Source organism: Umezawaea endophytica, from assembly GCF_025061645.1.
Taxonomy (GTDB): Bacteria; Actinomycetota; Actinomycetes; order Mycobacteriales; family Pseudonocardiaceae; genus Umezawaea; species Umezawaea endophytica.
In genome coordinates this window covers 88486-106055 of record NZ_JANYMP010000023.1, presented here as the reverse complement: position 1 = coordinate 106055, position 17570 = coordinate 88486, and the positions used below count along the sequence as shown (strand labels likewise).

At 67.9% G+C, this 17570-nt stretch carries 21 protein-coding genes; 16 read left to right on the top strand and 5 right to left on the bottom strand.

What is annotated here, in order from left to right:
- The first annotated feature begins 515 nt into the window (after positions 1 to 515).
- The 14 genes from secY to NZH93_RS36200 all read left to right on the top strand — a co-directional run bounded on the left by secY (position 516) and on the right by NZH93_RS36200 (position 10403).
- Entirely contained in the window at positions 516 to 1829 is a 1314-nt protein-coding gene (gene secY / locus NZH93_RS36265; RefSeq protein ID WP_259627811.1) for a preprotein translocase subunit SecY, read from the top strand.
- Positions 1829 to 2380, top strand: a complete 552-nt coding sequence (locus NZH93_RS36260; RefSeq protein WP_259627810.1) for an adenylate kinase — start codon at positions 1829 to 1831, stop codon at positions 2378 to 2380. The genes secY and NZH93_RS36260 overlap by 1 nt, the downstream gene beginning before the upstream one ends.
- A 53-nt stretch (positions 2381 to 2433) precedes the next feature.
- Positions 2434 to 3207 carry a type I methionyl aminopeptidase gene (gene map, locus NZH93_RS36255; RefSeq protein ID WP_259627809.1) on the top strand — a complete coding sequence of 258 codons (774 nt, stop codon included), beginning with the start codon at positions 2434 to 2436 and terminating at the stop codon, positions 3205 to 3207.
- Between the two features lie 682 nt (positions 3208 to 3889).
- On the top strand, positions 3890 to 4387 hold the full coding sequence (locus NZH93_RS36250; protein WP_259627808.1) for a DUF1707 SHOCT-like domain-containing protein: 498 nt from the start codon (positions 3890 to 3892) through the stop codon (positions 4385 to 4387).
- A gap of 169 nt (positions 4388 to 4556) precedes the next feature.
- Positions 4557 to 4778 (top strand): translation initiation factor IF-1, encoded by a 222-nt coding sequence (gene infA / locus NZH93_RS36245; protein WP_005166804.1) that lies wholly within the window; start codon positions 4557 to 4559, stop codon positions 4776 to 4778.
- 58 nt (positions 4779 to 4836) lie between these two features.
- Complete coding sequence (gene rpmJ / locus NZH93_RS36240) at positions 4837 to 4950, top strand: 50S ribosomal protein L36 (RefSeq protein ID WP_010148647.1); 114 nt, start codon at positions 4837 to 4839, stop codon at positions 4948 to 4950.
- A gap of 216 nt (positions 4951 to 5166) precedes the next feature.
- Complete coding sequence (rpsM, locus tag NZH93_RS36235; RefSeq protein ID WP_259627807.1) at positions 5167 to 5547, top strand: 30S ribosomal protein S13; 381 nt, start codon at positions 5167 to 5169, stop codon at positions 5545 to 5547.
- Between the two features lie 32 nt (positions 5548 to 5579).
- Complete coding sequence (gene rpsK / locus NZH93_RS36230; RefSeq protein ID WP_106187134.1) at positions 5580 to 5987, top strand: 30S ribosomal protein S11; 408 nt, start codon at positions 5580 to 5582, stop codon at positions 5985 to 5987.
- A 23-nt stretch (positions 5988 to 6010) separates the two neighbouring features.
- Complete coding sequence (gene rpsD / locus NZH93_RS36225) at positions 6011 to 6616, top strand: 30S ribosomal protein S4 (RefSeq protein ID WP_259627806.1); 606 nt, start codon at positions 6011 to 6013, stop codon at positions 6614 to 6616.
- Positions 6617 to 6766: 150 nt separating this feature from the next.
- Complete coding sequence (locus NZH93_RS36220; RefSeq protein WP_259627805.1) at positions 6767 to 7816, top strand: DNA-directed RNA polymerase subunit alpha; 1050 nt, start codon at positions 6767 to 6769, stop codon at positions 7814 to 7816.
- A 59-nt stretch (positions 7817 to 7875) separates the two neighbouring features.
- Complete coding sequence (gene rplQ, locus NZH93_RS36215; RefSeq protein ID WP_259627804.1) at positions 7876 to 8451, top strand: 50S ribosomal protein L17; 576 nt, start codon at positions 7876 to 7878, stop codon at positions 8449 to 8451.
- A gap of 11 nt (positions 8452 to 8462) precedes the next feature.
- On the top strand, positions 8463 to 9299 hold the full coding sequence (gene truA / locus NZH93_RS36210; protein ID WP_259627880.1) for a tRNA pseudouridine(38-40) synthase TruA: 837 nt from the start codon (positions 8463 to 8465) through the stop codon (positions 9297 to 9299).
- Between the two features lie 61 nt (positions 9300 to 9360).
- A complete protein-coding gene (locus tag NZH93_RS36205) occupies positions 9361 to 10209 on the top strand; it encodes a helix-turn-helix domain-containing protein (protein WP_259627803.1) in 849 nt (282 codons plus the stop codon).
- Between the two features lie 26 nt (positions 10210 to 10235).
- Entirely contained in the window at positions 10236 to 10403 is a 168-nt protein-coding gene (locus NZH93_RS36200; protein ID WP_259627802.1) for a DUF397 domain-containing protein, read from the top strand.
- On the opposite strand, the gene NZH93_RS36195 is transcribed toward NZH93_RS36200, so the two are convergent.
- From NZH93_RS36195 to eccE, 5 genes are all read right to left on the bottom strand, one after another.
- Positions 10400 to 10702 carry a hypothetical protein gene (locus NZH93_RS36195; RefSeq protein ID WP_259627801.1) on the bottom strand — a complete coding sequence of 101 codons (303 nt, stop codon included), beginning with the start codon at positions 10700 to 10702 and terminating at the stop codon, positions 10400 to 10402. The genes NZH93_RS36200 and NZH93_RS36195 overlap by 4 nt on opposite strands.
- Positions 10699 to 11352, bottom strand: a complete 654-nt coding sequence (locus tag NZH93_RS36190; protein ID WP_259627800.1) for an EndoU domain-containing protein — start codon at positions 11350 to 11352, stop codon at positions 10699 to 10701. Before NZH93_RS36190 ends, NZH93_RS36195 begins: the two co-directional genes overlap by 4 nt.
- Before the next feature lie 70 nt (positions 11353 to 11422).
- On the bottom strand, positions 11423 to 13018 hold the full coding sequence (locus tag NZH93_RS36185; protein WP_259627799.1) for a S8 family peptidase: 1596 nt from the start codon (positions 13016 to 13018) through the stop codon (positions 11423 to 11425).
- A gap of 252 nt (positions 13019 to 13270) precedes the next feature.
- A complete protein-coding gene (locus NZH93_RS36180) occupies positions 13271 to 13999 on the bottom strand; it encodes a hypothetical protein (RefSeq protein ID WP_259627798.1) in 729 nt (242 codons plus the stop codon).
- Complete coding sequence (gene eccE / locus NZH93_RS36175; RefSeq protein ID WP_259627797.1) at positions 13996 to 15339, bottom strand: type VII secretion protein EccE; 1344 nt, start codon at positions 15337 to 15339, stop codon at positions 13996 to 13998. Before eccE ends, NZH93_RS36180 begins: the two co-directional genes overlap by 4 nt.
- A gap of 162 nt (positions 15340 to 15501) precedes the next feature.
- Here eccE and eccB point away from each other — a divergent pair, with 162 nt between their 5' ends.
- Together eccB and NZH93_RS36165 are read left to right on the top strand one after the other, a co-directional pair.
- The gene (gene eccB, locus NZH93_RS36170; RefSeq protein ID WP_259627796.1) at positions 15502 to 17124 is read left to right on the top strand and encodes a type VII secretion protein EccB; all 1623 of its coding nucleotides are present in this window, start codon (positions 15502 to 15504) and stop codon (positions 17122 to 17124) included.
- Positions 17125 to 17197: 73 nt separating this feature from the next.
- Positions 17198 to 17563, top strand: a complete 366-nt coding sequence (locus NZH93_RS36165) for a hypothetical protein (RefSeq protein ID WP_259627795.1) — start codon at positions 17198 to 17200, stop codon at positions 17561 to 17563.
- The last annotated feature ends 7 nt before the right edge of the window (positions 17564 to 17570 follow it).

Here is a 17570-nt window from a genome sequence, read left to right as displayed (position 1 = left end):
CGGATCCGGTGCGCCGGGGCGGTTTTCCGGCCCTCAGAAGGGCGCGGGTGCCCAGGGGGATGTCCACCATGCGGGCGGTCCTTGTCCGCCCGTAGCGAAGTCCTCAGGCGCCACCACGGCGTCCGCACCCGTTGTCCCCGAACCGTCACCGGGCGGCGTGGTCACGGTGCCCCGGCTCCGTCTACGGTGGTCGTGAAGTGGAATTTCCCCGTGGTCGCGAGGCAGGTCCGAGCGGTCGCGCGGGCGCTGTGTTCAGCTCAACCGGTTGACCCATCAGGCCCATCCGGGCCCAAAGATCAACCGTGCTGCAAGGTGTGAACGACGACTGGCTGCGGAGTTGCCCCCGATGACTGTTAAAGTCGCGGGCTGAACCCGGATGTCCTCCGGGTCGGTGGCGGCTACCTGCTGCGACCGGTCGAAAACCGTCGGCAATTCGCCCGTCGGTAAGTCAGTGCCGGCGGACGGCCGGTACCGCTCGATGTCGGCCCTGGGCCGACAACGCTCAGGAGGTTCGCGTGCTCGGCGCATTCCGCTCGGCTCTCGCGACGCCGGACCTACGGAAAAAGATCCTCTTCACCCTGGGGATCATCGTGGTGTACCGGTTGGGCGCGACTCTGCCCGCGCCGGGCGTGTCCTTCAAGAACGTCAAGCTCTGCGCGGAACAGATCGACCAGCAGGGGATCTACTCGCTGATCAACCTGTTCAGCGGTGGCGCACTGCTCAACTTGTCGATCTTCGCGTTGGGCATCATGCCCTACATCACCGCCTCCATCATCATCCAGTTGCTCACCGTGGTCATCCCGCGGTTCGAGCAGTTGAAGAAGGAAGGCCAGGCGGGCCAGGGCAAGCTCACGCAGTACACCCGGTACCTGACGATCGCGCTCGCGGTCCTCCAGTCCACCGGCATCGTCGCGCTGGCCGTGCGCAAGCAGCTCTTCCCGAACTGCGCCGAGCCGGTCGTCCCGAACGACACCATCTTCACGCTGATCGTCCTGGTCGTCACGATGACCGCGGGCACCAGCGTCATCATGTGGCTCGGCGAGATCATCACCGAGAAGGGCATCGGCAACGGCATGTCGTTGCTGATCTTCACCGGTATCGCCGCCCGCATCCCGGCCGAGGGCTCGAACATCCTGGCCAAGGGTGGCCTGACGTTCTTCCTGGTCATCGTCGCCGGTCTGATCATCATCGCCAGCGTCATCTACGTGGAGCAGGCCCAGCGCCGCATCCCGGTCCAGTACGCGAAGCGCATGATCGGTCGCCGCATGTACGGCGGCACCTCGACCTACCTGCCGCTGAAGGTGAACCAGGCGGGCGTCATCCCGGTCATCTTCGCGTCCTCGCTGCTGTACCTGCCCGACCTGATCGCCCGGCTGACGGCGTCGACCGACCCCGGTGCCACGCCGAGCTGGTGGGCGACCTTCGTGGCGACGCACCTGGTGAGCCAGTCCAGCCCGGTGCACATCGCGCTGTACTTCCTGCTGATCGTCTTCTTCACGTACTTCTACGTCGGCATCACGTTCAACCCCGACGAGCGTGCGGACGAGATGAAGAAGTTCGGCGGGTTCATCCCCGGCATCCGTCCGGGACGTCCCACCGCCGAATACCTGCGCTTCGTTCTGGGCCGCATCACGCTGCCCGGCTCGCTCTACCTCGGCATCGTGGCCATCCTCCCGAACATGTTCCTGGAACTGACCGGTGAGGGTCAGAACCAGAACTTCCCGTTCGGCGGCACGGCCGTGCTGATCATGGTGGGCGTCGGCCTCGACACCGTGAAGCAGATCGAGAGCCAGCTCATGCAGCGCAATTACGAAGGGTTCCTCCGCTAGTGCGACTCGTTCTCGTTGGCCCGCCTGGAGCGGGCAAGGGCACCCAGGCCACCGTGTTGAGCGAGAAGCTCGGCGTGCCGCACATCTCCACCGGGGACCTCTTCCGCGCGCACATCAGCGACCAGACCGAGCTCGGCCGGGAGGTCCAGGAGTACCTGGACTCCGGCGAGCTCGTCCCGGACGCCGTGACGAACGAGATGGTCCGCGAACGCCTGGCCCAGCCGGACGCCGTCGAGGGCTTCCTGCTGGACGGCTTCCCGCGCAACGTCGCACAGGCGGGTGTGCTCGGCGAGATCCTCGCCAGGGACGAGCAGAAGATCGACAACGTGCTGGAGTTCAAGGTCGACGAGGACGTCGTCGTCGAACGCCTGCTCGCCCGCGGCCGGACGGACGACAAGGAAGACGTCATCCGCCACCGCCAGCAGCTCTACCGCTCGGAAACCGCCCCGCTGCTCGACTACTACGACAAGATCGTCGTCAGCATCGACGCCGTGGGCGACGTCAACGAGGTCAGCGAGCGCGCCTTGCGTGCCCTGCGCGGCGAGCGGTGAGCGGTGGAGTCCTCGATGTCCTTCGTCGCTTCGTCCCCGGTGGCCGTGAACGCATGATCGAGATCAAGTCGCGCGGCGAACTGGAAGCCATGCGCGCCGCAGGCCTCGTGGTGGCCCGCACGCTCGCCCTGGTGTCCTCGCACGCCAAGGCGGGCATCAGCACCCACGAACTGGACGAGCTGGCAGAGCAGAACATCCGTGAAGCGGGCGCCATCCCGTCCTTCAAGGGCTACAACGGCTTCCCGGCCAGCATCTGCGCCTCGGTCAACGAACAGGTCGTCCACGGCATCCCCAGCCGCACCCAGGTGCTGAAGGAGGGCGACCTCATCTCCATCGACTGCGGCGCCATCCTCGAGGGCTGGCACGGCGACTCGGCCCTCACCGTCGCGATCGGCGAGGTGACCCCGGCCGAGTTGTTGCTGTCGGAGGCGACCCGCACGTCGATGCTCGCGGGCATCGAAGCGGCGGTGGCCGGTGGGAAGCTGTCGGACATCTCGTTCGCCATCGAAGCGGAGACGATCGCGGCGGGGGAGCGGGACGGGTTCGAGTACGGGATCGTGGAGGGGTACGGCGGTCATGGCATCGGGACCAAGATGCACATGGAGCCGTTCCTGCCCAATTACGGGAAGCCGGGTAAAGGGCCTCGGTTGAAGCCCGGTATGGCTATCGCGATCGAGCCGATGTTGACGCTGGGGACCGAGCACACGGCTGAGTTGGATGACGGGTGGACCGTTGTGACCACTGATGGGTCGCGCGCGGCTCACTGGGAGCACAGCATCGCGATCACGGAGGATGGTCCTTGGGTGCTCACGGCGCTTGAGGATTGAGGGTTGGTTGACGGTTGAGGGCCTCACCTGCGGGTGGGGCCCTTTGTCGTTGGGTCTTTGGTTCGGGGCTCGGGTGGCTTGGGCTCGGTTGGTGCGGTGGGCGGGCAGGGCGGGTTGTTGGGGGTGGGGTTGGCCCTCGCGGGGGTGCGGTGGGTGTGTTCGATTTGACTTGGGGCCCCTCTTTTTGGCGCTAGTCGGGCCAAAACGGCAGGTGGAGAGCTTGCCGCCCGACTGAGTTTAGCGCCAAAAACCCCAAGTAAAATCGAACACGCAATGCGCCCGCGTTCCGTCCTTTGGTTCTAGACTTTAATGCTCAAAAACGGGACGCCGCCTACGCAGCGTGGCCGATTTTACTTGGGGGATTTGCCCCTTAAACTTGCGTCGGACGGCAGCTTCACCTTCTGCCCTTTATTGTCCGACGAAGGGGCAAATCTAGGGGCCCCAAGTCAAATCGGCCACATCCTCGCTGGTACTTCGGTACGGCACCCGACCCCGCCGGAAGCCGAAGCCACAGGCCCCCGACCACGCTGCCAGCCGCACCCACCGTTCCCGCAGCCACTCGACCCACGACACCAAGATCCGTACCCAACCACCCCCAACCCCGAACCCTCACCCGCCCTCCCCACACGCACGGGGGCTAGCCCCATGTACCCCAGCCCTCAACCAAGCCACCATGGACGACGTGAGCGACGACACGCCGACCATGAGGGCCGCTGACAACGATCGTGAAGCGATCGTGGAGTTGTTGACGCGCGCACAGGCCGAAGGGCGTCTCGACCTGGCCGAGTTCGACCATCGGGTTCAGCTCGCGTGGTCGGCGCAAACGTATGCGGACCTCTCCGCCCTCATCGCCGACCTGCCACCTGACGACGAGTCCTCCTCCAGGTCTCCGCACCGTCCTGAGCAGCAGGTCTACCAGCACCAGACCTACCACCCACCGGCCTACCAGCCGCCCACCTACCAGCACGCCACGTACCTCCCGGAAGTCCGCCAGTCGAACAAGGCCGCGCGCTTCCTCTTCCGGGCCTGGGTCGCGGCCAGCATGATCAATTTCGTCATCTGGGCACTGGTCAGCGTCACGACCCTGGAGTGGGCCTACCCGTGGTGGATCTGGGTCGTGGGGCCCTGGGGAGCGCTCATCCTGGCGGGTCGGATGACCCGATTTGGGCAACAGGGCTGAACTGCGTACTATGGGTAGGTGGCGCACACGTCGCGCCGGTTCCGTCATGCCTGTGATGGTGGCCAGAGATGGTCGAGCTCCAGGTGATCAGTGGTTCGCAAGGGCCCGTCGGAGTCGGGGAGGCGCGTGTCCACATCCGGGAATACCACCGTCACGAAACGCGGAGGACATGGGCAAGAAGGACGGGGCCATTGAGGTCGAGGGCCGCGTAGTCGAGCCGCTCCCCAACGCGATGTTCCGAGTCGAGTTGGAGAACGGTCACAAGGTCCTGGCACACATCAGCGGCAAGATGCGTCAGCACTACATCCGCATCCTTCCTGAGGACCGGGTTGTCGTGGAGCTCTCGCCCTACGACCTGTCCCGAGGGCGCATCGTCTACCGCTACAAGTGACCTCCACGGTGGCCGGGGCAGCCGCCTCGGGCACGCGGCAAAGCAGGAGAGCTCAGGCGTGAAGGTTCAGCCGAGCGTCAAGAAGATCTGCGACAAGTGCAAGGTGATCCGCCGTCACGGGCGAGTCATGGTGATCTGCGAGAACCTGCGCCACAAGCAGCGTCAGGGCTGATCAACCCCTCCGCACTTCGTCGTGGTCCTCAGATGGACGCGACAAAGTAGTAAGCCTCCTCGTACCTGCCAGGCGTTCCGACGCCTGGCGCACCCCCGGACTCCAGGCCGGGGCCGGGACACCACGTGTGAAAGCACGCGGAACGGCACAGCGAGTCAGTCCCGGAACCGGACGAGGAGCAGACCTGGAGCGACACCTGTTAGGAGCAAGCGCCGTATGGCACGACTCGCTGGCGTCGACCTCCCCCGCGAAAAGCGGATGGAGATCGCGCTGACCTACATCTTCGGTATTGGTCGCACGCGCTCGAAAGAGCTGCTGACCGCTACCGGGATCAGCTTTGACCTCCGGGTCAAGGACCTGGGTGACGACGACCTCGCGAAGCTGCGCGAGTACGTCGAGACCAACTTCAAGGTTGAGGGTGACCTTCGCCGCGAGGTTCAGGCCGACATCCGCCGGAAGATGGAAATCGGCTGCTACGAGGGTCTGCGCCACCGTCGCAACCTGCCCGTCCGCGGGCAGCGCACCAAGACGAACGCGCGTACCCGCAAGGGGCCGAAGAAGACCGTCGCCGGCAAGAAGAAGGCCGGAAAGAAGTAAGACCTCGCGTCTTTAGGTAGGAGATCACCGAAGTGCCACCCAAGTCCCGCACGGGCGCCGGGGTCAAGAAAGTCCGGCGCAAGGAAAAGAAGAACATCTCGCACGGCCAGGCTCACATCAAGAGCACGTTCAACAACACGATCGTGTCGATCACCGACCCGACCGGGAACGTGATCGCCTGGGCGTCTGCCGGACACGTCGGCTTCAAGGGCTCTCGCAAGTCCACGCCGTTCGCCGCGCAGATGGCTGCTGAGAGCGCTGCCCGCAAGGCCGCCGAGCACGGCATGCGCAAGGTGGACGTGTTCGTGAAGGGCCCCGGTTCCGGCCGGGAGACCGCGATCCGTTCGCTGCAAGCCGCAGGCCTCGAGGTCGGCACCATCCAGGACGTGACCCCGCAGCCCCACAACGGCTGCCGCCCGCCCAAGCGGCGCCGGGTCTGAGGCACGGGGAGGAGTAAGAAACCATGGCTCGTTACACGGGACCAGCAACGCGCATCTCGCGCCGGCTCAAGGTCGACCTCGTCGGCGGCGACAAGGCGTTCGAGCGTCGTCCTTACCCGCCCGGCCAGCACGGCCGCGGTCGGATCAAGGAGTCCGAGTACCTGCTTCAGCTCCAGGAGAAGCAGAAGGCTCGCTACACGTACGGCGTGCTGGAGAAGCAGTTCCGCCGCTACTACGAGGAAGCGGTTCGTCGCCCCGGCAAGACCGGCGAGAACCTGCTCCAGATCCTCGAGACCCGTCTGGACAACGTGGTGTACCGGGCCGGTCTGGCCCGCACCCGTCGGATGGCCCGCCAGCTCGTCGCTCACGGTCACTTCATCGTGAACGGCCAGAAGGTCAACATCCCCAGCTTCCGGGTGTCGAAGTTCGACATCATCGACGTGAAGCCGAAGTCGCTGCCGACGCTGCCCTTCGAGGTCGCCAAGGCCACCTTCGGTGACCGTCCGATCCCCGGTTGGCTCCAGGTCGTCCCCTCGACCCTCCGCATCCTGGTCCACCAGGTTCCGGAGCGGGCGCAGATCGACACGCCGGTGACCGAACAGCTCATCGTCGAGCTCTACTCGAAGTGATCCTCCTCCGGCCGGTCACCACCAGGTGGCCGGCCGGAGTCGGGTCCCACGGCGGCGCGAATGGTGTGCCGCACGTGTTTGCCGGTCTCCGCGACCGGCGTTTCCTTCGGCGTCAAATAGCGGTCGTCGATGAGATGAAGGAAGAACCCAGTGCTTATTTCCCAGCGCCCCTCGCTCGGCGAGGAGTCCGTCAACGAGACCCGCTCCCGGTTCGTGATCGAGCCGCTCGAGCCGGGCTTCGGCTACACCCTCGGCAACTCCATCCGCCGCACCCTGCTCTCCTCGATCCCCGGCGCAGCCGTGACCAGCATCCGCATCGACGGCGTGCTGCACGAGTTCACCACCGTGCCCGGTGTCAAGGAGGACGTCACCGACATCATCCTGAACCTCAAGGAGCTCGTCGTCTCCTCGGAGGAAGATGAGCCGGTGACGATGTACCTGCGCAAGCAGGGCCCCGGTGCGGTCACCGCAGGCGACATCGTGCCCCCGGCCGGTGTCACCGTGCACAACCCCGACCTGCACATCGCCACCCTGAACGGCAAGGGCAAGCTGGAGATCGAGCTCGTCGTCGAGCGCGGTCGCGGCTACGTCCCCGCCGTCCAGAACAAGCAGGCCGGTGCCGAGATCGGCCGCATCCCGGTTGACTCGATCTACTCGCCCGTCATGAAGGTGACCTACAAGGTCGAGGCCACCCGTGTCGAGCAGCGCACCGACTTCGACAAGCTGATCCTCGACGTGGAGACGAAGCCCTCCATCACGCCGAGGGACGCGGTTGCTTCCGCTGGCAAGACCCTGGTCGAGCTGTTCGGTCTCGCTCGCGAGCTGAACATCGACGCCGAGGGCATCGAGATCGGCCCCTCGCCCGCCGAGGCGGACACCATCGCGGCGTTCGCGATGCCGATCGAGGACCTCGACCTGACCGTGCGGTCGTACAACTGCCTCAAGCGCGAAGGCATCCACACCGTGGGCGAGCTGGTCTCGCGCAGCGAGGCGGACTTGCTGGACATTCGCAACTTCGGTGCGAAGTCGATCGACGAGGTCAAGATGAAGCTCGTTGGCCTCGGCTTGGCGCTGAAGGACAGCCCCCCTGGGTTCGACCCGTCGGCCGCTGCGGCCGACTACCCGGCCGAAGGCTGGGCGGACGGCGGCGTGGACACCCACGACGACGGTCAGGACTACGCGGAGACCGAGCAGCTCTGAAGGCCGTGAAAACGGCTGGGCCGGAGCAGAGGATCAGAAAGTAATCCGAGGAGCAAGCGATGCCCACCCCCACTAAGGGACCCCGTCTCGGCGGGTCGCCGGCCCACGAGCGGCTCATGCTGGCCAACCTGGCCACCGCGCTGTTCACCCACGGCCGGATCACGACCACCGAGGCGAAGGCGAAGCGGCTGCGGCCGTACGCCGAGAAGCTGATCAGCAAGGCCAAGGTCGGTGACCTGCACAACCGTCGCGAGATCCTGAAGGTCATCCGCGACAAGGACATCGTCCACAAGTTGTTCGCGGAGATCGGCCCGTTCTTCGTCGACCGCAACGGTGGCTACACCCGCATCACGAAGACGCTGGCGCGCAAGGGCGACAACGCCCCCATGGCCGTCATCGAACTGGTGCAGCAGAAGCTGGTCGCCACCGAGGCCGAGGCGGCCCGGAAGACCAAGTTCGCCAAGGACGAGAAGGCTGAGAAGCCCGCCGTCGTTGCCGACGACGCCGAGGTCAAGGACCAGGACGCCGACGCGCCCGAGTCCGCGACCAAGGACGCCGCCGAAGCCCCCGCCGAGGGTGCTGACGAGGCTCCCAAGGCCGAGGACAAGGTCGAGGACAAGAAGGACGAGTCCTGACGGACCCGCTCATCGCAGACGAGCCCGTTGCCCCCACTGGGGACGACGGGCTCGTTCGCGTCCGCCTCGACCTGGCGTACGACGGCACGGACTTCTCCGGCTGGGCGCGGCAACCGGGGCGCCGCACCGTGTGCGGTGTCCTGGAGGACACGCTGTCGATGGTGCTGCGCGAGGACGTGAAGCTGACCGTCGCGGGCCGCACCGACGCCGGGGTGCACGCCACCGGCCAGGTCGCCCACGTGGACCTCCCGTCCACCGTGGACGTCGACGGCCTCCCCAAGCGCCTGTCCCGCGCGCTGCCCGCGGACGTCCGCGTCTTCCGGACCCGGATCGTCCCGCCGGAGTTCGACGCCAGGTTCTCCGCCATGCGCAGGCACTACGAGTACCGCGTCACCGACGCCGTGGCGGGCGCGCACCCGTTGCGCCGCCTGGACACCCTGTCCTGGCCCCGCCCGCTGGACCTGGACGCCCTCACCGCGGCGTCCGCCCTCCTGCTCGGCGAACGCGACTTCTGCGCCTTCTGCCGCCGCCGCGAAGGCGCCACCACGATCCGCGAGTTGCAGCGCCTCGACTGGACGCGCGCCGAGGACGGCGTGTTGACCGCGTACGTGTCCGCCGACGCGTTCTGCCACTCCATGGTCCGCAGCCTCGTAGGGGCGCTCCTGGCCGTCGGTGAGGGCCGCAAACCACCCGCCTGGCCCGCCTCCCTGCTGACGTCGACCGAACGCTCCAGCCAGGTCACCGTCGCACCCCCGCACGGCTTGGCACTCGTGCGCGTCGACTACCCACCGGATTCGGAACTGGCCGCCCGCTCCGCCATCACCCGGAACGTGCGCGTGCTGGGTTAACGGTTATCCCCACACCAAAGAATGAGTTCCGTGTGGACGGACGATCCCTACGCTTGTCGATATGACGGAAGCTTTCCGACCCACGGCCGCCGAGCGCGCGATAGGGCGTGAATTGGAGCGGTGGTGCCGTTCCCGCGACCTGAGCCTGGTCGAACTCGGCCGCTTGGTCGGCTGCTCGAACGCCAAGCTGAGCAAACTGGAGAACGCCCTGTGGCCCGTCGCGCCGGGTGACGTGGTCGCCATCGGCATGGCGTGCAGGATCGACGACGACGAGCGCAACGCGCTGTTCGACCAGGCCACGTGGACCAGGCGCCAACGTTTGCTCGGTGCCGACACGGTCATCTTCGACGCGGCCAGGGACTACATCGAGCTGGAGTTCGAGGCGAGCCTGGTGCGAACCTTCCGGATCGACCTGATCCCCGGACTGTTCCAGACACCCGACTACATCCTCGCGTCGGCGAGGGCCGATGACCCGGTGCGCGCCGAGGTGACCGCGCTCCAGCAGATATCCATGCGAGCGGCCAGGCAGGAAAGATTGACCAGCAAGGACCCGCTTCGAATCGAAGCGGTGTTGACCGAGGCGGTCATCCGCACCCCATTTGGTGGGGCGAAGACCATGAAGGCGCAGTTGCTGCACCTGCTGACATTGGGCGAATTGTCGAATGTCACCGTTCAGGTGGTGCCATTTGTGGCTGGTGCGTATCCGGCGCCGGCTTCGCCTTTCAACGTGCTTTCATTCGCCCATGTTCTGCACGACGATGTCGTCTACACGGAGAACTTCCAAGCGGGTCGATATATCGAGAGCCCGGAGGAGCGGGCTGGGTATACGCTGAGATTCGCCCGCTTGCAAGACCTCGCGCTCAGCCCAGAGGCTTCGTTGGAGCTGATCGCCGAGGTGGTGGGCGACTGACAGCGACCAGCAGGGGAGTGCTCGCGATGAGCCAGTGGCGGAAGTCCACCTACAGCGTCCCCAATGGTGAGTGCGTGGAGGTGGCCTACCTCGGTGCGATCCGGGACTCCAAGAACCCCACCGGGCCCGTCCTGTCGGTTGGGCGGTCGGCGCTCGAGGCGTTCGTCGCCGCCGTCAAGGCCGGGCGCGTCTAGGCGTCCAGCGCACCCAGGTAGGCCTCGACGACCTCGACGAACTCCTCCCGGCTGAGCACGGTTTCGTCGTCGGTGTACTCGTTCACGACGAGCACGTCGTCCTGCCGCACCACGGCGGTCGTGCAGTCGCCGCCCCAGCGCTGGTCGTCGCCGTCGTCCGGCACCTCACGCGCGGCGTCGGCGGCCTCGACGAGGTAGCGGCGGGGCACGTCCTTGAGGAAGTCGTACAGGGCTGTGGCGTCGTCGTCGGGGTAGATGGCGACGGTGCCGTCGTCCTTGAGCGCGAACCGGACCTTCACGGGACCTCCCTTGGCGCGTACACCGGCCACGCGGTGCTCACGTCGTCGAACGCGGCTGTCCGTGAATCTTGACCGGCGGTCACGAAACCGCGGATCAGGACACCCCGGTAGCGGCCTTCCCACTGCGACAGGGTGGGTCTGCCGTCGTCCCGCACGACAGGGGTCCTGCCCTCGAAGGCGCAGCGGATGGCGTGCGCCACCTCGTGCCTCGACCAGTGGTCGGGGAAGAAGGAGCTGTTGACCTTCGCCGCGGTGCGGCCATCGGGCAGCACGTGCTCCAGCCGGGCCTCGTAGACCTGGCGGAGGTCGGGGGTGGTGCGGCCCAGCAGGTCGATCCCGCCGCCGGAGTGGTGGTGGTAGCCGAGCAGCCTGAGCCTGCGGCGGTGGCCCTCGAAGATGTGCGTGTGCAGCGGATCCGGCATCGGGTGGCGCGGCAGCGTGAACGGCTCCGTGAGGCCCGGCGGCACGGGGTACACGGGGGCGCCGGACGGTGTGAGGCCCACGTGGTCGCGCACGGCGGTGGCGACCGTCTCCTCCAGTACCGGCGCGACGTCCGCCAGGTCGGCGAGCGTGCGCAGCCGCGCGCCGAGGTCGGCGGTCATCCCGATGACCTCCTGGCACACCTTGGCGATCTCGTCGAACGTCGACACCTCGACCCCCTGGTGCGAGGTTAGCGAAAAGGGCCCCGTCGGTGACGGGGCCCTTTTCGTCCAGGAGTGCCTAGATGTCGAGCGACCAGCTATCGATCAGGCCGGTGTCCTGCGCGTACACGTCCTTCGCCTGGAGCTTCCACTCGCCGTTGGCGTTGTCCGTGGACACGTCCACCGTGTAAGTGGCGTTGACGTCGTCGGCGCTGTCGCTGCCGTTCGACACCTTCAGCGTGCGCACCGCGCCGCTGGGGGTGATGAGCGCCAGTTCCACGTCACCGCGGTAGGTGTGCTTGACGTGCACCTCGACCTTGGTGGCCGTGGAGGCCTTGCCCGCGCAGCCCGAGACGGTGATGGAGCTGGTGACGCCGGCACCCTTGTCCGGGATCGCGACGTCGGTGTCGTTGGTCTGCGCGGTGCAGCCGGTGGGCGGCGGGCCGGTGGGGCCGCCGACCAGGTACAGCAGCTTGTTCGGCGAACCGGTGCCCGCGTCGGGGATGGCGTTCGACGTGGCGCCGTCCACCAGTGCGTCGCGCACCTCGGCGGGGGTGGCCGCCGGGTTGCTCGCCAGGTAGACCGCGGCCGCGCCGACCACGTGGGGCGTGGCCATCGAGGTGCCGCTGATGGTGTTGCTGGCGTTGTCGTCGGTCAGCCACGACGACGTGATGTTCGTGCCGGGGCCGAAGATGTCCAGGCACGGGCCGATGTTGGAGTACGAGGCGCGGGCGTCGGTGATCTCCGTCGCGCCGACCGTGATGCCGTTCGGCGTGCGCGCGGGCGACGTGTTGCACGCGTTGGCGCCGAAGCTGTTGCCCGCCGCGAGGCCGTAGGTCACGCCGGAGGCGATGGAGTTCGTGACGGCCAGGTCGACGGTGTCGTTGGCGCCACCGCCGAGGCTCATGTTGGCGACCGCCGGGCCGGGGTTGGCGATGTGGTGCTGGGTGACCCAGTCGATGCCCGCGATGACGCCCTCGAAGGTGCCGGAGCCACCGCAGTTGAGGACGCGGACGCCGACCAGCTTGGCGGCCTTCGCGACGCCGTACCTCGTGCCGCCGACGGTGCCCGCGACGTGCGTGCCGTGGCCCGCGCAGTCGGTCGAGTCGTCGTCGTTGTCGACGGTGTCCCGGCCGGAAACGGCGCGGCCACCGGCGAATTCGCTGTGCGTGAAGCGGATGCCGGTGTCGATGATGTACGCCGTCACCCCTTCACCGCTGTTCGGATAGGTGTAGGAGTTGTCCAGCGGGAGTGCGTGCTGGTCGATCCGGTCGATACCCCACGACGGTGTGGGCGTCTGCGTCTCAGAAATGCTGACCTCGGCGTCCTGCTCCACGTAGGAGACCGACGGGTCCGCGGCGAGCTTGCGGGCCTGCGCCTCGGTCATCGTCGCGGAGAAGCCGCGGACCGCGCTCTGGTAGGTGTGCTTGACCTGCGCGTCGTACTTCGCGCTCAGGCTCGCGGTCTGCGCGCTGACACCGGTGGAGCCGGTGTCCTTCAAGACCACGATGTAGCTGTCCTTCAACGCTTTCGCGGCGCCGAAGCCGCGAATGTCGCCCTCAGGGGCCGCGCCGGCCGAGGCTCCGGTCAACGCCGCGGTGATCGCCACCGCGGTACCGGTGGCCAGTCCGACGACGGCCACCCTTCTGGCCCAAGATGCCCGAACGTCTCCCATATCTGGGTTCTCCCTCGTCGCAGGGTGTACACGGAGCGTGTCCTGCCCGATCCGCTCCGTGCCCTACGGCAGTTGATAGTTCTTTCGCCTCCTACAGCGCAAGAATTTCCCGGAATATGGCTGCGGACAAATTGTCCACAGATTTGCCGCGGCTGTGAATGAATTGCTTCGCGGAGCCGATCGACACGCGCATAAAATTGTGCCCCGGTCCTGATTGGTCCGGGGCACAAGTCTTTCCGAATAATGGGAACGTCAGTCGCCGCGCCGAACAGCCCCTAGGATCTGCGTCTCGCCGGGCGTGGTGACCAGGCGCAGGGGACGCCAGAGGTTCTGGCCGAGCGCGATCACCTGGTCGTCCTTCAACGTCGTCAACTGGTGCGCCATCTGCGGCGGCAGCCGCCAGATCTGGCCCGCGAGCTGCGCCTGCCCGACCGGCAGCCGCTGGACCAGCACGAGGTCCGCGGAGGACGCCGTGCTCGTCGCCTGCGGGTGCAGGTAGGGGAGCACGTACATGGTCGTCTGCCACGGCGACCGCGGCGGGAACAGCTCCTGCGGGACGTGACCGCCGTCGTGCACGACCAGCAGCGGCGCGTCCTCCGACGGCCTCGGCAGCTCGACGGGGCTGAGCCTGCGGATCTGCGCCAGCGGCGACGGGCGGCCGTCCTGGCCGGTGCCCGCGGCCCGCGTGATCGGCTGCCACGCGGCGGGCCTGCCGGTCGAGATGGTGATCCACGCGCCGGTCGCCATCGCCCGCAGCGCCACCTGGCGGGCCAGGTAGAGGCCGCCGACGACGACCATGCGGGTCGGCGCCGACCGCAGCACGGAGATCGTGAGCGGCTCGCCGTTCAGGCCGGAGCCGAGCACCATGCCGCCGCGGTCGCCGCTGGGGCTGACCACGTCCAGCATGCTCGGCGACACCAGGAACTCGGGCGCGATGCCCTTGCCCCGGCTCTGCGCGTCCAACAGCCGTGAACTGCTCATGCCACGCCTCCCAGCGGGAGCGTCGCCGCGAGACCCGCCACCTGCAAGCCGCGCAACGGGGTCAGGGTGATGTCCAGCTTGTCGCTCAACGCCTTGAGGCGGTCGTCCGCCTTGTCCAGCTCGGTCGGCGTCCGAGCGCTCACGCGCACGAGGCCGCGCAGGCCGATCTGGCCGTCCTCGCTGCTCGGCGAGATCGACATGGACAGCGTCGACGACAGCGCGCGCACACCGGTCAGCGAGTTCAGGTTGTCCCGCATGCCCTTCGAGGGCCAGCTCGTGATCGCGTAGCTGGCGTGACCAACGCCACCCACCGTCACACCGGACCACTTCTCCCGCAGCGTCACGGGGTTCGTGCCCGCCGCGGCGGCCGACAGCTCGGCGGCCGAGATGCCGGCGCGGATCAGCTCGTCCGGGTCGAGCGGGCGGATCGTCACGCCAGCCGATTCGAGGGCGTTGCGGACGCGGGACAGCGCACCGATGAGGGCGCGGTGCGCGCCGACCACGCCGCCGCCGCGCTCCCGGATCGCCGCGGCGCAGCGGCGCGGGTCGAGGCGGACCGCGATCCACGTGGTGCGCCGGGCCGCGGCGGGCAGCGGGCCGAGCACCTCCAGGTACGACGCCAGCGCGGGTGAACCGGGCGGCAGCGCGGCGCTTCCGGGGTAGCAGTGCCAGATCACCGAGATGGCGTCCAGCACCACACCGCGGTCTTCGAGGCACGGCGCGAGCGCGCCCAGCGGCAGGCTCGGCGCGCTGCCGACCGGCGAGATCAGGCCGGGCGCCGGGTCGACCAGCAGCACGGCCGTCCACGCGCCCTGGTGCCACGCGAGGCCGAGCGGCCTGCGCTCGTGGTCCTGGCCGTGCGCGACGACGAGGTCCGGCACGGCGAGGCGCAGCAGCGCGACGCGCGGGTCCTCCTGGCCGATGACCGAGGTCTCCTCCTCCGACGGCGGCTTCATCTCCGTCGGGGCGTCTCGTTTGGCCGTGCGGCTGTGCGAGCGGAAGTTGTAGCGGGCCGTCAGGCCGATCCACTGGGTCAGCCAGCGGCCCCGCCTGCGCGCGAACGCGAGGACCAGCGCGACGAACGCGATGCCGCCCGCCACGTACAGCAGCTTGATGTCGATCGCCAGCAGCACGAGCCCGATCGCGATGCCGACCTCCAGCACCACCAGGTTGGCGACCGGCAACGCCCCGAGGCTCGCGCCCGCCGCGCGACGTCGGGCCCGGCCGACGGGACGGGCCGCGGCGGCGGGAGGACCCGAGGGCTTGCCCTGCGGCGGAGGCCCTGGCGGGCGAGCCGTGCCGGGGTTGGGCGGGCCCGGATGTGGAGTGGTCACGGACATCCGTTCTGGTCTCTTTCGCCTCGGTGTTCGGTGCGCCTCGGACTACGAGGAAGATGTCCTTGGAGAGCGTTCGGATCGGGTCTGGTCAACCCGCTCACGGAGCGGCCCTCATCGGGATATCCTGCCGAACCGTACCGCGACCGGGAGAGCAGCGAGCCGCTAATGGCATCAACACCCACCACCAAGTCACAGGTCCAGGCATATCGCTTCGTGCTGCGCCGGATGCAGTCGGCCCTGGTGCGCAGAGACGCGGTGATGCTGCACGACCCGATGCGCAACCACTCGCGCGCGACGCTCGTGGGCGTGGTCCTCGGCGCCGTCGGGATGATCGGGTTCCTGATCTGGGGCCTCTTCTCGCCGGACCCGAAGCTCGACGACGAGACGCGGATCGTCATGAGCAAGGAGAGCGGCCAGATCTACGTGGTCCGCCAGTCGGCCCAGAAGCAGCTCATCCCCGTGTTCAACCTCGCGTCCGCGCGGCTGCTCCTGCTCAGCGAGTCCAATCCGGACAAGGGGCAGACCGGTCAGGGCGGCGGTGACGCGGCCGCGAGCCCGTCGTCGATCAGCGGTGGCGAGCTGAAGATCGTCAGCGAGAAGGCGCTCGCGAAGATCCCGAAGGGACGCCTGACCGGGATCGTCGACGCGCCGGACATGATGCCCGGCAGCACGGACCAGCGGATCGGCGCCGAGTGGTCGGTCTGCGACCAGGCGACGCTCGACCGCACGCAGAACAACCCCGAGGCGAACACCAAGATCAAGACCACCGTCCTCGCGGGAATCTCGGGCGGCGGCCGCAAGCTGGACGGCAACCGCGCGGTGCTCGTGACGACGGACAAGACCAGCAAGAAGGCGTTCCTGGTCTACAAGCGACCGGACAACAGCAGCCTCACGTCGACGAGCACGGTGCGCGCTCCCGTCGACCTGTCGAACGTGAAGCTCGTGAACGCGCTGAACCTCCAGGGCAAGACCCCTCGGCCGATCAGCGCGGGCCTGCTCAACGCCATCCCGCAGGTCGGCGACCTCAAGGCGCCCGACATCCCCGGCCAGGGCGACCCGGTCGAGTACGTCCAGGGCGGCGTCGTGGTCGGCGACATCCTGGCGGCCCACCGCACCGGCGAGAAGGACGTCTACTACGTGGCCCTCAGGGAGGGCATGCAGGAGGTCCCGGTCGCCGTGGCCGACATGATCCGGTTCGCCATCCGGGGCGGTGACTCCAAGCCGAAGGAGATCGTCCTGTCCCAGGTGAACAAGGTGGTCTCCTCGCTGAACCTGGAGAACTACCCGACGGACATCCCGCAGGTCGTCGACCTGAACGAGGACAACGTCGTGATGTGCCTCGGCTGGCGCGCGGACAACGTGACCGCGGACAACAAGTCCGAGCACACCGAGGTCACCATCGCGCCCACGTTGCCCGGCAACAAGAACCTGGTCCCGGTGGAGATCAACCAGGTCGGCGCCACCGGCGAGGTCGTCAGCCAGTTCGTCATGGCCGAGGGCAAGGTGGGTGTGGTGCGCAGCGCGACGTCGACCGAGAACTTCGGCACCGGCCCGATCCAGTTGATCACCGGCCGCGGCGTGAAGTACGGCATCCCGGACGTCCTGACCAGCGGCGCGCTCGGTCTCGGCAGCGAGGGCTTCATGCCCGCGCCCGCCAACATCGTCGGCCTGCTCCCGGACGGTCCGCAGCTCAACCGCAACGACGCCACCCGCAGCTACGACTCCGTGCCGTCGCCGAAGGGCGTGCTGCCCGAGGACGCGGCCAAGCAGAACACCGCGGGCGGCTGACCCCTCGGGGGAACCGCGCAGAGCCCGGCGGCGTCCGAGCGGGTGGTGCACGCCAGTCGCCGGGAGGCACGTGATGAGTGATGTGGTTCGACGCCTGGGCAGCGCCGGGAACACCCCGGCGCGCTCGGGCGGCGTCTCCGTCGACGCGCGGTGGCTGGAGTTGTACGCCGAGCGCGTCGACGACGCCGCCGAGGAGCTGACGCACGCCCGCTCCGAGCTGCGGGACAGCCCGTTGCGCCCGCAGAGCTTCGGCGAGATCGGCAGGACGCTCCGCAGCGCCGAGGCGTACGGGCGCGCGTCGAGGGCGATCCAGCAGCAGCTCGACCGCGCGTGCGACGTGCTGGCCGCCGCGGGCAAGGGGCTCCACGACGTGGCGGGCCACTACGGCGGCGCAGAGGACGAAGCCGTGCAGCAGATCAAGAAGGCCGACCGCCGGTAGGGGAACC